12 protein-coding genes are annotated in these 14,429 nt (G+C 61.6%); 10 read left to right on the forward strand and 2 right to left on the reverse strand.

The window, feature by feature from the left end; genetic code table 11:
- The first annotated feature begins 35 nt into the window (after positions 1–35).
- The 5 genes from GO499_RS05355 to lpdA all read left to right on the forward strand — a co-directional run bounded on the left by GO499_RS05355 (position 36) and on the right by lpdA (position 7,967).
- Positions 36–3,443: a YhdP family protein gene (locus tag GO499_RS05355; protein ID WP_161861226.1), complete on the forward strand. Its 3,408-nt coding sequence runs from the start codon at positions 36–38 to the stop codon at positions 3,441–3,443.
- Positions 3,440–4,504 carry a tRNA preQ1(34) S-adenosylmethionine ribosyltransferase-isomerase QueA gene (gene queA / locus GO499_RS05360; protein WP_161861227.1) on the forward strand — a complete coding sequence of 355 codons (1,065 nt, stop codon included), beginning with the start codon at positions 3,440–3,442 and terminating at the stop codon, positions 4,502–4,504. Before GO499_RS05355 ends, queA begins: the two co-directional genes overlap by 4 nt.
- Positions 4,505–4,580: 76 nt before the next feature.
- Positions 4,581–5,876, forward strand: coding sequence for an MFS transporter (locus GO499_RS05365; RefSeq protein ID WP_161861228.1), 1,296 nt, complete (start codon positions 4,581–4,583; stop codon positions 5,874–5,876).
- Between the two features lie 47 nt (positions 5,877–5,923).
- Positions 5,924–6,493 carry a DUF924 family protein gene (locus GO499_RS05370; RefSeq protein ID WP_161861229.1) on the forward strand — a complete coding sequence of 190 codons (570 nt, stop codon included), beginning with the start codon at positions 5,924–5,926 and terminating at the stop codon, positions 6,491–6,493.
- A 76-nt stretch (positions 6,494–6,569) separates the two neighbouring features.
- On the forward strand, positions 6,570–7,967 hold the full coding sequence (lpdA, locus tag GO499_RS05375; protein ID WP_161861230.1) for a dihydrolipoyl dehydrogenase: 1,398 nt from the start codon (positions 6,570–6,572) through the stop codon (positions 7,965–7,967).
- Between the two features lie 106 nt (positions 7,968–8,073).
- Here lpdA and GO499_RS05380 read toward each other — a convergent pair whose 3' ends face one another.
- Positions 8,074–9,768 carry a methyl-accepting chemotaxis protein gene (locus tag GO499_RS05380; RefSeq protein WP_161861231.1) on the reverse strand — a complete coding sequence of 565 codons (1,695 nt, stop codon included), beginning with the start codon at positions 9,766–9,768 and terminating at the stop codon, positions 8,074–8,076.
- A 197-nt stretch (positions 9,769–9,965) separates the two neighbouring features.
- Between GO499_RS05380 and GO499_RS05385 the strand changes: the two genes are divergently transcribed.
- The 4 genes from GO499_RS05385 to GO499_RS05400 all read left to right on the forward strand — a co-directional run bounded on the left by GO499_RS05385 (position 9,966) and on the right by GO499_RS05400 (position 13,264).
- Positions 9,966–10,892 carry a hydrogen peroxide-inducible genes activator gene (locus tag GO499_RS05385; protein WP_161861232.1) on the forward strand — a complete coding sequence of 309 codons (927 nt, stop codon included), beginning with the start codon at positions 9,966–9,968 and terminating at the stop codon, positions 10,890–10,892.
- Between the two features lie 113 nt (positions 10,893–11,005).
- Positions 11,006–11,968: a lipoyl synthase gene (gene lipA, locus GO499_RS05390; RefSeq protein ID WP_161861233.1), complete on the forward strand. Its 963-nt coding sequence runs from the start codon at positions 11,006–11,008 to the stop codon at positions 11,966–11,968.
- Entirely contained in the window at positions 11,968–12,780 is an 813-nt protein-coding gene (locus GO499_RS05395) for a hypothetical protein (RefSeq protein ID WP_161861234.1), read from the forward strand. Before lipA ends, GO499_RS05395 begins: the two co-directional genes overlap by 1 nt.
- A gap of 283 nt (positions 12,781–13,063) precedes the next feature.
- The gene (locus tag GO499_RS05400) at positions 13,064–13,264 is read left to right on the forward strand and encodes a hypothetical protein (protein ID WP_161861235.1); all 201 of its coding nucleotides are present in this window, start codon (positions 13,064–13,066) and stop codon (positions 13,262–13,264) included.
- Positions 13,265–13,344: 80 nt separating this feature from the next.
- Here the strand turns inward: GO499_RS05400 and hpt are convergent, their stop codons facing one another.
- Positions 13,345–13,863: a hypoxanthine phosphoribosyltransferase gene (hpt, locus tag GO499_RS05405; RefSeq protein WP_431309894.1), complete on the reverse strand. Its 519-nt coding sequence runs from the start codon at positions 13,861–13,863 to the stop codon at positions 13,345–13,347.
- 100 nt (positions 13,864–13,963) lie between these two features.
- Here hpt and GO499_RS05410 point away from each other — a divergent pair, with 100 nt between their 5' ends.
- Positions 13,964–14,425: a type II toxin-antitoxin system RatA family toxin gene (locus tag GO499_RS05410; protein WP_161861237.1), complete on the forward strand. Its 462-nt coding sequence runs from the start codon at positions 13,964–13,966 to the stop codon at positions 14,423–14,425.
- Positions 14,426–14,429: the final 4 nt, after the last annotated feature.

Below are 14,429 nucleotides of genomic sequence, written 5' to 3' on the forward strand. Positions count from 1 at the left end.
GCGGAATTGCCTGCAAAGACGCGGAGCGATGCAACGTGAAACAGCTGTGGCGTTTCCCGGCGGATGAACCTGCGCCGCCTCCAAAGCGGCGACGGAGGCGCAAGCTGCCCCTTGGCCCGGCGCTGTGGCAGTTCTTTCTGCGCGAATCCTGTTCCGTTTTGGCAAAGGGGCTGAGCCTTGTTCTGTACCTTGCGCTGTTGTTCGTTCTGGCTGCGGATGGTGAGGAAATCTGGCTGCCGGAATTGCAGGCGCGGCTGGGCAACCGGACGGCAGAGGCGCGCGAAGGTGGCGGCGAGGCACCGGAAATTTCCATCGGCGGAATCGGGTTGAGCTATGGCGCCGAACAGGGCGCGGCCGGGGTGACGCTGAACGATGTCGAGGTCTCGCAGGGCGAGATGGTGGTGCATTTTCCGAAAGTGAAAACCTCCCTCGGGGTGGCGGCGGGACTACAGGGGCAGTTGCGGCCGAAGGATGTGCGGGTCGAGGGGGGAGCGCTGCGGTTCCGGCGGAGCACCGAGGGGTTTGCGGTGGCGGCGGGCAGCGATGCCGAGAGTTTCACCCCCCTGGTGACCGGTGGCGGCGTCGGGTCCGGGCTGGACGTTGCGGGCCTGCTGAAGGTTTTGGGCATGGTCAGCGGCAGGCCGATGCTGTCGGAACTGGACACTGTGGCCTTGCAGGACATCACCATCGCACTCACCGATCAGCGCAATGGTGCGTCATGGGCGACCGAGGATGCGCGGGCGGATATCTCGCGCGACGGAAACCTGCTGCGGGCCAGCCTGCGGGCGCGCTTCGGCGCGGATACGGAAGAGCCTATGGACGTGGCGGTGCAGATGAGCGCGCCCGCAGATGGCGAAGGCGTTTCCGGCGTGCGGGTGGAACTGGAGAATGCGCGACCGGCAGACCTGGCCACCCAGTTCCGGGCGCTGGACTGGATGACGTTGCTCGACGCGCGGGCGACGGGGCATCTGGCGTTGGAATTCAACGCCGATGGCACTGTCGCGGCGCTGACCGGAACCCTATCGCTCGGCGCGGGGCAGGTGGTGCCGCCGGGCGGAGGTGCGATCGGGTTCGACGGTGCAAAGGGGTACTTCAGCTACGATCCCGCGGGTGACAGGATCACGGTCGACAGCCTCGAGGTTGCGACCGCCTTCGGGACGCTGACGGCCAATGGCTCCGTTTACCTTGATCGAGGTGCTGACGGCGCGGTCACGGTGCTGACGGCGCAGATGCAAGTGGGGGATCTGCGGTTGCAGGCACCGGACTTGCCGGTGCCGCTGGATCTCGGCAACGGCACGGTCATGGCGCGGGTGTTCGTTGACCCGTTCCGCATCGAGGTCGGTCGGGCCCAGTTTTCGGAAGGCCTTGCGGCATTGACGGCCTCCGGCCGGGTACGGCGCCGGGACGGGGCATGGGATATTGCCTTGGATGCCGATGTGGCTGAAGTGGCAAAGGCCCGGGTGCTGGAGATGTGGCCGGCAGAATTGCGGCCCGGCGTGCGCCGCTGGCTGTCCAACCATGTTCGTGCCGGGCTGCTGCAGAATGTATCTGCCCATGTGCGTGGTAGCGGCGACGCGCCGGACATCGCGGTTGGTTTCGATTTCGCCGATGCAGAAGTTTCGATCCTGCACACGATGCCGCCGGTGACAGGGGGAGCAGGGCATATCCAGATTGCCGGCGACCGGCTGGACCTGACGCTGACGGCCGGGCGTACCAGCGGCGGAGCGGCGAGCCCGGGTGCGAAACAGATCGACCTTGCCGGCTCGCGCTTTGTAATTCCGGACTTCCGGGAGGAACCGGTACGTGGTCAGGCGGAGTTGACGGGCCGGGGTGAGATCGGTGCGCTGCTGGCGCTGATCGATCATCGGCCGCTGGGCATCCTTGAGCGGCTTGGATGGGATGCCGACATGGCCGATGGGACGGCGGAGGTGACGGCGCGGCTGGAACTGCCGCTTATCCAGGACCTGCTGATCGAGGATGTCCTATACAATGCGGACGCGATGATGACAGGTGTCCGCTCCGACGCGCTGGTACCGGGACGGGAGGTGGCCTCGGAGGCGCTGGCGCTTTCGGTGACACCGGAACGGGCGGAGGTTTCCGGACCAATCCGGTTGAGCGGCGTGCCGATGAACATAGCCTATCGTCGCGACCTGAACGGCAATCCGGGGGGGCAGGCGCGTGTGACGGGCGACATTGCTGTGACAAGGCCGAACCTTGCCGGTCTGGGGATCAATCTGCCGCAGGGTAGCCTTGGCGGCGAGGGCCGAGCGACGTTCACACTTGATCTGGCCGCGAACGCGGCACCTGCATATAGCGTCGCTGCCGACCTGAACGGCGCGACGCTGGCGGTGCCGGCGCTGGGATGGCGGAAGGGTGCGGGCCGATCCGCGCATGTGAACCTCTCGGGCCGGTTGGGTGACAGCCCGACGGTCGAGAGCCTTGAGTTCAGCGGCCCCGATCTTGCGGCATCAGGCGTTCTGACTCTGACGGACGACGGGGTGGCGGAGGCGCGGTTCTCGCGCCTTGCCGTCGGAGGCTGGCTGGATGCGCCGACAGTCTGGCGGCCGGGCGCGGGTGGCGATGTCGTCGATGTCGCCGGTGGCACGCTGGACTTGCGGCACCTGCCGGAGTTTGGCCGCGGCGGCGGAAGTGGTGGCCAGGGGGATGACGTCGGGCTGAAGCTGACGCTCTCTCCGGACACGGTGCGCGTGACCGACAGCATCGCGCTGCGCGGATTTCGCGGCAAGCTGACCGGTGAGGATGGGGGCCGCGGCCGTTTCTCGGCACGAATTAACGGCGGTACTGAAGTGACGGGCGTGGTGCGCGACGGGGGTACGATCTATCTGCAGGCGCGCGATGGCGGGCAGGCGCTGGCTGACGCCGGTTTTATTGACAATGTGCGCGGCGGCACGCTGCGGGTCTCGTTGGAGCCGTTGGCGGGTGGGGTTTACGACGGCCGCTTCTCCCTGCAGGAGGCGCGGGCGGTGGATGCGCCGGTACTGGCAAACCTGTTGGCAGTTTCGAACCTTTTCGGGATGGTGGACCGGCTGGCGGGCGAGGGGATCGGCTTCAACGATGCCCAGGGATGGTTCACGCTTTCCAAGGATTACTTGACCGTGACCCGGGCGCGGGCCGTCGGGGCATCGCTAGGCGTGACGCTGTCCGGCAGCTATGAGATGGGCCGCGATGCGCTGAACATGGAGGGCGTGGTGACGCCAATGTATGCGTTGAACAGCCTGCCGGCCCGCATTCCGCTGCTGGGAAAATTGCTGGGTGGTGGGCGTGACGGCGAGGGATTGCTGGGGGCGAGTTTCCGTCTAACCGGCACGGCGGCGGAACCGGATGTGGCCGTCAATCCACTGTCTTTGCTGACGCCGGGTGCGGCGCGGGAACTGTTCATGACTCGACCGGCGTTGCGACCGGCGGAGTCGCCGTTGCGATGACGGAGCGTCTTTCCGACTACGATTTCGCTCTGCCGGAGGAGTTGATCGCGTTGCGTCCGGCGCGGCCACGGCCATCCTCGCGGTTGCTGGTGGCCGGACCCGAGGGAATTTCGGACCGCGTTTTCAGCGCGTTGCCCGAACTGCTGCGGGCTGGCGATATGCTTGTCTTCAATGACACGCGCGTGATTCCCGGACGGCTGCGCGGATTGCGCACGAGAGAGACCAGGCACGGCAGTGGCGAGGCAGCCATCGAGGTGACGCTGCTGGCGCCGGGGCAGCCGGGCGAATGGCAGGTGCTGGCCAAGCCGGCGAAACGGCTGGCGCCCGGAGATGTGATCCGGTTCGGGGAGGGGTTGTCAGCGGAGGTGTTGGCCAAGGGTGAAGCTGGAGAGGTGAGCCTGCGGTTCAACGTGGACGGCGATGCGCTGGATGCGGCGCTGGACCGGGTGGGCGAAATGCCGCTGCCGCCGTATATCGCCGCGCGGCGGGCGGCGGACGTGGAAGACCGGGAAGACTACCAGACAGTGTTCGCACGTGTTCGCGGCGCGGTCGCGGCGCCCACGGCATCGCTGCATTTCGATGAGGCCCTGCTGGATGAGCTGGAAGCCGGGGGAGTACTGAATGCGCGGGTCACGCTGCATGTCGGCGCGGGAACGTTCCTGCCGGTGAAGAGCGACGACATCTCGCAGCACAGAATGCACAGCGAGTGGGGCGCGGTGAGCGCGGAGGCCGCGGCGGCAATTCTGGCGGCAAAGACGGCTGGCGGGCGGATCATTCCGGTGGGGACGACGGCCTTGCGTCTGATCGAGACGGCTGCGGCCGCGCCGGGCGGGTTCGGAGCCTGGAGCGGGGACACGGACATCTTCATCCGGCCCGGATTTCATTTCGCAATCACCGATGGGTTGATCACGAACTTCCACCTGCCGAAATCCACCCTGATGATGCTGGTGTCGGCCCTGATGGGCAGGGAGCGCATCCGCGACATCTACGCGCACGCTATCGCCGAAAATTATCGTTTCTTTTCATACGGCGACAGTTCGCTGCTTTTGCCGAGAGGCTGAAAACGACTGGCACCTGTCGCTATGCGCAGATAGCCAATGGCCGAATCCACCTAAAGCGGCCCGGAAGGGAAGTTCGATGCTGTTTGTACTTAAGAATTCGTGGGCACTGCTGCTGGGACTGATGCTGCTGATGATCGGCAACGGGTTGCAGGGTACGGTGCTGGGTTTGCGTGGTTCAATTGAGGGCTATAGCGCGGCCACGATGTCCTATGTGATGTCGGGCTATTTCGTCGGCTTCCTGCTGGGTTCCCGTCTGGCGCCGCTGATGATCCGCCGTGTCGGACATGTGCGGGTGTTCGCTGCGCTGGCTTCCCTGATCTCCGCTGCGTTCCTGATCTACGCGGCAGCGCCGCATCCCGTGGTCTGGGCGGCGATGCGCCTGCTGGTGGGGCTGTGCTTTTCCGGTGTGTACGTGGTGACGGAAAGCTGGCTGAACGACAAGGCGACGAACGAGACCCGGGGGCAGGCACTTTCGCTTTACCTTATCGTGCAGATGGTCGGAATTATCAGTGCGCAGGCGATTGCCAACTTTGCCGACGCGGGCGGCTATATGCTGTTCGTCATTATGTCAGTGCTCGTGAGCATCGCCTTTGCGCCTATTCTCCTCTCGGCCAGCCCCGCGCCAGTGTTTCAGACGACCAAGCCGATGAGCCTGATCGAGCTGTACCATGCCTCGCCGCTTGGGGTGGTGAGTACGTTCCTGCTCGGCGGCGTTTTCGCGGGAATGTTCGGCATGGCCTCCGTTTTCGGTACGGAGGCCGGGCTAAGCGTGCCGGAAGTGACGCTGTTCATCTCCATGTTCTACGTCGGCGGTATGGCGTTGCAGTTTCCGCTGGGCTGGGTTTCGGACAGGATGGACCGGCGCTGGCTGATCTTCGGCACGACAGTCTTTGCCGTGATCTCGATGCTGATGGCGCTGCCGTTTATCGGATATTCAAGCACGTTGCTGGTGTTGGCCTTCATCATTGGCGGTTGCGCCAACCCGCTGTATTCGCTGGTGATCGCCTATACCAACGATTTTCTCGAGAGCGACGACATGGCGGCGGCTTCCGGGGGGCTGCTGTTTGTAAACGGGCTTGGGGCGATAAGCGGGCCGCTGGTGATCGGCTGGGCGATGAATTATTTCGGGCCCTACGCGTATTTCGGCTATATTGCCTTGCTTTTTGCGCTGATTGCGGCCTATGCGGCCTATCGGATGACGCAGCGGCCGGCGCCGAACGTGGAGGATACGGCAACCTACACTGCCATCCTGCCGCAGGCATCGCCCGTGGCCATGGAGGTGGCCCAGAACTACGCCGCTGATCAGGCCAGAAGTGACGATGATGTGACACATGACATTCCGGAAAGAAAAAGTGACTTTCCGGCACGGTAGGATTGCTGCACGGTTTTTAGGCAGGCATCTGACTGGAGGTAACTAAGATGCGTATTGAGGCACGAGAGATTATCGATTTCTGGATGAACGAAGTGGGGCCGGAGCGGTGGTACAAATCGTCGGATGCCCTGGACGCGGAAATCCGCACCCGGTTCGAGAGCCACTGGCAGGATGCGATGGCAGGAAAGGCGCAGGGCTGGCAATGTGCGCCGGAGTGCACGCTGGCGCTGCTGATCCTGTTGGACCAGATGCCACGCAACATGTTCCGGGGAACGGACAGAGCCTTTGCCAGCGACAGGACGGCGCTGAAACTGGCGAAGAAGGCTATCAAGGCCGGGCACGACCTCAAGACCGGCCTGCCGGAGCGGCAGTTCTACTACCTGCCGCTGGAGCACTCCGAGAACCTTATGGACCAGGAACAGGGGGTGCGGCTGATCGCGCGTAACCTCGAGAGTGACGAAAACCTGCTTCATGCGCGCGTGCACCGTGAGGTGATCCGCGAATTCGGGCGTTTTCCGTATCGCAACGACGCGCTGGGCCGGAAGACGACGGAGGCGGAGGCTGCGTATCTCGCCGATGGTGGTTACCAGATGACGATGCGCAAGATTGCCGCCTAGCCAATTAAGGATCGGCGATGCTATAATGTTGAGAATGGTTTAACGCTAAACCAAATTCATCTGAGGAGCATTGCCGATGTCTGCCAAATCCTTCGACCTGATCGTGATCGGTGCCGGCCCCGGTGGCTACGTTGCCGCCATTCGTGGCGCACAGCTTGGCCTGAACGTTGCCGTGGTTGAACGTGAGCATGTCGGCGGCATCTGCTTGAATTGGGGATGTATTCCGACGAAGGCTCTGCTTCGGTCGTCGGAAGTGTTCCATCTGATGCACCGTGCGAAGGAATTCGGGCTGAAGGCCGAGGGTGTGGATTTCGACTTCGAAGCAGTCGTCACCCGGTCTCGTGACGTGGCGAAACAGCTCGCCGGCGGCGTGGGCCATCTGCTCAAGAAAAACAAGGTGACGGTGATCATGGGCGAGGCGACGCTGCCGGCCAAGGGCAAGGTTGCGGTCAAGACCGAGAAAGGCAGCGAGGAGCTTACAGCCAAGAGCATCGTCGTGGCCACTGGCGCGCGGGCGCGGGAACTGCCCGGGCTCGAGGCGGATGGTGATCTCGTCTGGACATACAAGCATGCTCTGCAACCGCCACGGATGCCGAAGAAGCTGCTGGTCATCGGTTCCGGTGCCATCGGTATCGAATTTGCCAGTTTCTACAATACGTTGGGCGCTGACACCACTGTGGTGGAAGTCATGGACCGCGTTCTGCCGGTGGAAGACGCCGAGATTTCCGCTTTCGCCAAGAAGCAATTCACCAAGCAGGGCATGAAGATCATGGAAAAAGCCATGGTCAAGCAACTGGATCGGGGCAAGGGCAAGGTGACGGCCCATGTCGAGACCGGCGGCAAGGTTGAAAAGCTGGAGTTCGATTCCGTGATTTCCGCAGTCGGCATTGTCGGCAATGTCGAAGGCCTGGGCCTGGAAGAACTGGGCGTGAAAATCGACCGGAGCCATGTGATCACGGACGAGTTTTGCCGCACCGGCGTCGATGGCCTGTTTGCTATCGGCGATATTGCCGGCGCCCCGTGGCTGGCGCACAAGGCGAGCCATGAAGGGGTGATGGTTGCGGAGCTGATCGCCGGCAAGAACAAGGTGCATCCGATCAAACCCGAAAGCATCGCAGGCTGCACCTACTGTCATCCGCAGGTAGCCTCCGTGGGCTTCACCGAGGCGAAGGCGAAAGAAAAGGGTTACGAGATCAAGGTTGGCCGGTTCCCGTTCATCGGTAACGGCAAGGCGATTGCGCTTGGCGAGCCAGAGGGCATGATCAAGACGGTCTTCGACGCCAAGACCGGAGAGTTGCTGGGTGCGCATATGGTTGGCGCCGAGGTGACGGAACTTATTCAGGGCTATGTCGTCGGGCGGCAGCTTGAGACAACGGAAGAGGACCTGATGGAGACGGTTTTCCCGCACCCGACGCTTTCTGAAATGATGCACGAGAGCGTGCTCGATGCCTACGGCAAAGCCTTGCATTTCTGAGCTGGTTGGGTGATCGGTGCGCCACAGGCAAACTGATCGAAGCAAAGGCCGGAGCGCGAAATGAGCTCCGGCCTTTGCTGTTGACGGGATCAGTCGGGGGGCTGACTCAAGCCACCATCGGCGGTCTGATGCTGCTGTCGCTGATCGAGAAGAAGTCGACCAGTTCGGCCAGCCTGTCGGACTTCTGCTGAAGGCCGGAAGAGGCGGAAGCGTTGCGTTCGGCAAGCGTGGTGTTGTTCTGAGTGATGCTGTCGAGTTCGGCGATCGAGGTGCTGATTTCCTGCACGCCCTTGGCCTGTTCGGTACAGGCGGTTGAAATTTCGTTGATACGATCCGTCAGATCCTTCACCGAGCCCATGATGTCGGCTATGGCGTCGCCGCTGTCACGTACCAGACCGGCACCGTTTTGCACCTTTTCCGTGCTTTCCTGGATGAGTTTGCCGATGTCGGAAGCCGCGTCGGATGATCGCTGGGCGAGATTGCGCACCTCGGCGGCGACGACGGCGAAGCCTTTGCCGCTCTCGCCTGCGCGGGCCGCCTCCACGGCGGCGTTGAGGGCGAGCAGGTTGGTCTGGAACGAGATGCCATCAATCACCGCGGTGATGTCGGCGATGCGGGTGGAAACGTCTTCGATACCGGTCATGGCTCCGATTACTTCCTCGATGATCTTGCGGCCGTTTTCTGCTTTCGAACTGGCATCCATTGCGAGTTCGGTTCCCTGGCTGGCGTTGGTGGCGGTCTGTGTGATCGTGGAGGTTATTTCCTCCATCGTTGCTGCCGTTTCCTCGAGCGTAGCGGCCTGGCGGGCGGCCCGTTCTGAAAGATCTCTCGCGCCGGTGGAGATGCCCGAACTGACGGAGTTGATCTCGCCGGCAGTACCGTTGATATCGAACACCAGTTGCGAAAGCCGTTCCACCATGTTGTTGAGGCTTTGGCGCAGCCCCTCGAACTCATCGGGGAAAGCTTCCGTCAGGCGTACGGAAAGGTCACCGTCGCTGATCTGCTGAAGCGCTGCCTGAACCGATTCGAGCGTGGTTCGCTGGCTGGTGATCTCGATGGCGTATTTCAGCACCTTGACGACCTTGCCTTCCCGGTTGGTGATGGGATTGTAGGTCGCGCTGAGGTCGATTATTTTTCCCGCCTTGTTGATCCGCGAATATGCGCCCACTTGCGGCAGACCCTTGTTCAGGTTGGCCCAGAAGTCAGCGTATTCCGCAGTCTTCGCCTCTTCGGGGAGGACAAACATCCGGTGGTGTTTGCCTACGATCTCTTCGAGGCTGTAGCCCATTGCTGCCAGAAAGCCCTTGTTGGCGTGGCGGATGGTGCCGTCGGCGGAAAACTCGATAACAGCCATGCTGTCATCCAGCGCCTGTAGACGGACAGCATCGTCCACCGAGTGCTTCATCTGGGCTGAGACATCATTGCAGAGAAAATGAATGCTCTCCACCCTGCCGGAAGCGCCCTTGACTGGAAGCGCGTTCATTTCCACCCATATCCGGTTGCCATTCTTGTCGAAGCGGCTGGCGCGTTCCGTGATTGGCTGGCCATCGCAGAGTTTCTGCCAGAACTCGCTATACGCTTGCGAAGAGCCGTAATCCGGCCAGACAAGTTTGGTATGGTTCTTTCCGACGATCTCTTCACGCCCATAGCCGAAACAGTCGAGGAAGTTGTCGTTCACATGTCGAATCTGACCGTCCGGGCTACATTCGTAGGTGATGAACAACGCGTTCATCGCACGCTGGAAATGCTCATCCAACGCACCTTTTGGTGATGTTTCCGTTGTCTTCAGCCTGCCAAACATCGCGCTCTCCAGATTATGAGTTGGCAGCCTTCTAGTTGGCATGGGTAAACGTTTTGTTTCGCGGTGGGTGGGTCTTCAAAACTCTGCTTAAAACTGAAGGTAAATTTTGTCTTGTAGAGCCGTGCGAGGCTTGGATCTGTATAAAGCCAGCAGTTACCGGGATTTACCTCTCTTTCACAGATTGATAGGCTGTGGCTATGAAGATAACCCTGAGACAGCTCGAATACTTTATCATGCTGGCCGAAACTCGACATTTTGGCAGGGCTGCCGAGTTATCCGGTGTCAGCCAACCGGCCCTGTCGGTGCAGATTCAAGAACTCGAAGGACGACTCGGGGCGAAACTGATCGAGCGCAAGGCGCGGCAGGTTGTGTTGACACAGACAGGGCGCGAGGTGTTGCGGAAGGCGCAATCGGTCTGTGCGGAAGTAACTTCCATCGAGCAGGTTGCGCGTCTGGAACAGGGACTGATGGGGCAGATCAACATCGGGGTGATACCAACCGTCGCGCCCTATCTGTTGCCGCCCGCGCTTGGTGCTCTGCGCAAGCGCTATCCGGAGATGCGATTGGGCGTGCGTGAAGCGCAGACGCAAATTCTACTTTCGGAACTGGAGGCGGGGCGGCTGGATGCTGTTGTCGCCGCATTGCCAAGCGGATTTGACGGTGGCGAGGAGGTTCTGCTGTTCGAGGACCCGTTTCTGCTGGCGGGCAACGCCAAGGCAATGGCGGACCTGCCAGAGACGCTGAACCCGTCGGAGCTTGACCCGGAAAGATTATTGTTGCTGGACGAGGGGCATTGCCTGAGTGATCAGGCATTGGAAGCCTGTGCACTGGAGCGGATGCGGCATCGCATCGACCTGCGGGCCTCCAGCCTGTCCACCCTGTGCGGGTTGGTCGCGTTGGGGCAGGGGCTGACGCTGGTGCCGCGGTTGGCGGCAGAGACGGAGATGAAATCAACCCCCGACCTGGTGCTGAGACCGTTTCCGGGCGAGGCGCCGTTGCGCAGGGTCGGTCTGATCCGCCGGAAGACGGAGGTGGATGACACGTGGTTCGATGCGTTGGCAGCCGTATTTCGTGCGGCGGGCAATGCCGATGTCACGACTGAGGCGGTTCCGGCGCCGGGTTGATCGTTACGCAGGGCTGCTATGCTGATCGCGGATGGCAATTGTGGCGGGAAGGGCTAGGAGCGGCGGCTGCAATCGCCTAAGTTACAGATGAATGGACGAACAAAGGACAGGCCATGGCACCGAGAGATCTTTCGGACCGCACGCAACGCCACCCCGAAAAGGCACACAAGGCAGATGCGCCGATCCTGAAGAAGCCGGACTGGATCCGAGTGAAGGCGCCGACGTCCGAGGGTTACCGCGAAACGGCGAGGATCATGCGCGAAAACCGCCTGGTGACGGTGTGCGAGGAAGCTGGCTGCCCAAACGTAGGCGAGTGCTGGAGCCAGGGCCACGCCACGATGATGATCATGGGCGAGATCTGTACCCGTGGTTGTACCTTCTGCAACGTGGCGACCGGCCGACCGGAGACGCCGGGCGCACTGGACGTGTTTGAGCCGGGGCGTGTAGCCCACGCGGTGGAAAAACTGGGGTTGGCGCATGTGGTTGTCACATCGGTGGACCGGGATGACGTGAAGGACGGCGGTGCTGACCATTTTGCGCATACGATCCGCGCGATACGGCACCGCGCACCCGAGACTACGATCGAAATCCTGACGCCGGATTTCCTGCATGCGGAGCCGGGTTCGCTCGAGAAGGTTGTTGAAGCGCGACCGGACGTCTTCAACCACAATCTGGAGACGGTGCCGGGATTGTATCCAGAGGTGCGGCCGGGCGCGCGGTATTTCCATTCGCTCCGTCTTCTGCAACGCGTGAAGGAACTTGACCCGGCGATGTTCACCAAATCCGGCATCATGGTCGGCCTTGGCGAGGACCGGCAGGCAGTCCATCAGGTGATGGATGACATGCGGGCTGCGGATATCGATTTCCTGACCATCGGCCAATATCTGCAACCGACACCAAAGCACCATGCGGTGGCGCGTTACGTGACGCCGGAAGAATTCGCCAGTTACGAGAAGGCGGCCTACGGCAAGGGGTTCGGGATGGTTTCGGCCACACCGCTGACTCGATCCAGCTATCATGCCGGCGATGATTTCGCGCGTTTGCGGTCTGCGCGGCTGGCGAAGTTGGCAGACTGATGCGCGCTCTGCTCGTCACCTTTTGTCTGCTGGCATCGGCCCTGCCCGCAGTGGCGTCCGAGCGGGCGATGGCGTTGCTGGAACTGGTGGGATACGACGTATCCGCTGCGGCGGAGGAACAGATGTTCCGCGAATTGCCGAACAAGGTCGGGCCCGACCTTTCTCCCGATGTTTCGCGGGACTGGCAGGAAGCGGGTGAAGGTCTGTTTCAGGCCGAGGATTTGATGGAAACGGCTGCGCGGGCTGTCGATACTGCTCTGACGCCGGACCAGATCGAGGCACTGGCCATCCATTACTCTTCTGAAACCGCATTGGCGATTACGGATCTGGAAAAGGCTTCGCAGGATCCTTCGACTGCGAAAGAGGTGGAGGCGGAACAGGCGGCATGGGTGGCCGGTCTGGACGACAGTTTCCGCGAGCGGTTCGAAATCATCTTCGCGATGATGGACGGCATGGGCGTTGTCGAAACCGGCACTGACCTTGCGCTGAGCATCAATTTTGCACTGATGTCCGGCATGGCGGCTTCCGACGCACTGCCGCGCAGTTTCTCGGAGGCGGAGTTGCTGGCGCTGGTCGAGATGCAGCGCGAGACGGTTTCCGTATCCGTGCGTAACTCGGTGCTTGAGAGCATGGCTTATGCCTACCGGGACCTTTCGGATGCTGAGTTGCGGGCCTACAGCGAGTTCTTGCAGACGCCGGATGCCCGGGCGTTCTATGCCGCTATCGGGCAAGCTACGGCCGAAGTGGCGACGCGGGATGCACGAATCCTCGGACGTCGGTTGCAGGAAATGGCGGCAGAACGCGAACTTTGACGTGTAATCACGCTGCGTATGACTTTCGCTGAGTGATGCGAAACTGCGCAAAGCGGTGCCAATCTGGCCTGATTTTCGGCAAAATGCACTGAATAGTGGCAGGTGTCACCGGCAGAACTGCGGATTAACGGGATATTCGCAGGATGGCATGGAAGATTGCCCACATGAGTTCGGGCAATCCGGCAGGCCACGCCAGCCGCAAGAGCAAGAGGCCATGCAAACATGGCGCGTATTCGGGAGGGCCACCGCAGCACGTTGCTGCCCCTGAACGAAGGAACGGCCCATGATCGAATTGATTTTTATGGCATGTCTCGCCACCAACCCGGTGGAGTGTGAAGAGAGACGGATGCACTATGTGGATGTGTCGCTGATGCAATGCGTTATGGCGGCCCAGCCACAGCTTGCCAAATGGACAGAGACGCACCCCGGCTGGCAGGTCGGCCGATGGAAATGCAGCTATCCGCGCACGGCCGAGAAAGCCTGAAGCGAAGCAGTTGGGAGGTGCGTAGGAGCAGTTTCCGCAACATTCGGCGTTGACGGCCGAAGGGTGCGTGTCTGTTGAGCCTATGCTTTCTTCTTCGGAAAGCGGACCTTGCCGATGTAGGGCAGGTTGCGGTTCCTCTGAGCGTAGTCGATGCCGTAGCCGACGACGAACTCGTCGGGAATTTCGAAACCGGTCCATGTTGCCTTCACGTCGACCTCGCGCCTGCTGGGTTTGTCGAGCAGTGCGCAGACCTCGAGACGGGCGGGACTCCGGGTGCGAAGGATATTCAGGACGTGGTGCAGGGTGTATCCGGTATCGACGATATCCTCGACAACCAGGACGTCCCGCCCCTCGATCTCGCCTCTGAGATCCTTGAGAATGCGGACCTCGCGGCTGGACTGCATGGCATTGCCGTATGAGGACGCCTCCAGAAAGTCGACTTCCACGGGCAAGTCCAGTTCCCGGACCAGATCGGCTATAAAGACAAAGGACCCGCGCAACAGTCCGACGACGACGAGTTTGTCGGTGGCGGAGAACGTGCCGCGAATCTCTCGCGCCAGTTCCTCCACCCGGGCAGCGATGGATTTCGCCGAGATCATCGTGTCGATGACATAGTCCTTGTGATCCACGCGCTACACCTTCCTTACTGCGACCAAGCGCACCTTTGCACAATCCTTCGCGAGCCTCCATATCAGAGCCATGCCGACGCATTCCGAAAAACGCACGCTGCCGTATTCCGCCGATCAGATGTACGCCCTGATCGCCGACATCGAAAAGTACCCGGAGTTTCTGCCGTGGTGCGCCGGAGCGCGCATTCGCTCCCGCCGCGAAGAAGGCCAGGTCGAGATCATCGACGCCGATCTCGTAATCAGCTTCAAAGTGTTCCGAGAGCGGTTCGGCAGCCGGGTGACGCTGAACCCCGGCGCTCGCAAGATCGACGTGGCTTACCTCGACGGACCGTTCAAATACTTGAACAACCACTGGGAATTCACTGACATCGAAGGCGGGTGCGAGGTCGACTTCTTCGTGGATTTCGAGTTCAAGTCCCGGACCCTGCAGGCAATCATCGGGGTCGTGTTCTTCGAGGCGATGCGGCGAATCGTGGCGGCGTTCGAAACTCGTGCGAAGGCGCTATACGGCGAAGACCCGCAGGCCGGCTGAGACC

The organism is Algicella marina (assembly GCF_009931615.1).
Lineage (GTDB): Bacteria > Pseudomonadota > Alphaproteobacteria > Rhodobacterales > Rhodobacteraceae > Algicella > Algicella marina.

Excerpts from the sequence above, each read along its gene's own strand:
- queA (WP_161861227.1), top strand. The coding sequence starts at position 3,440 with ATGACGGAGCGTCTTTCCGACTACGATTTCGCTCTGCCGGAGGAGTTG.
- GO499_RS05365 (WP_161861228.1), top strand. The coding sequence starts at position 4,581 with ATGCTGTTTGTACTTAAGAATTCGTGGGCACTGCTGCTGGGACTGATG.
- GO499_RS05370 (WP_161861229.1), top strand. The coding sequence starts at position 5,924 with ATGCGTATTGAGGCACGAGAGATTATCGATTTCTGGATGAACGAAGTG.
- lpdA (WP_161861230.1), top strand. The coding sequence starts at position 6,570 with ATGTCTGCCAAATCCTTCGACCTGATCGTGATCGGTGCCGGCCCCGGT.
- GO499_RS05380 (WP_161861231.1), bottom strand. The coding sequence starts at position 9,768 with ATGTTTGGCAGGCTGAAGACAACGGAAACATCACCAAAAGGTGCGTTG.
- GO499_RS05385 (WP_161861232.1), top strand. The coding sequence starts at position 9,966 with ATGAAGATAACCCTGAGACAGCTCGAATACTTTATCATGCTGGCCGAA.
- lipA (WP_161861233.1), top strand. The coding sequence starts at position 11,006 with ATGGCACCGAGAGATCTTTCGGACCGCACGCAACGCCACCCCGAAAAG.
- GO499_RS05395 (WP_161861234.1), top strand. The coding sequence starts at position 11,968 with ATGCGCGCTCTGCTCGTCACCTTTTGTCTGCTGGCATCGGCCCTGCCC.
- GO499_RS05400 (WP_161861235.1), top strand. The coding sequence starts at position 13,064 with ATGATCGAATTGATTTTTATGGCATGTCTCGCCACCAACCCGGTGGAG.
- hpt (WP_431309894.1), bottom strand. The coding sequence starts at position 13,863 with ATGATCTCGGCGAAATCCATCGCTGCCCGGGTGGAGGAACTGGCGCGA.
- GO499_RS05410 (WP_161861237.1), top strand. The coding sequence starts at position 13,964 with ATGCCGACGCATTCCGAAAAACGCACGCTGCCGTATTCCGCCGATCAG.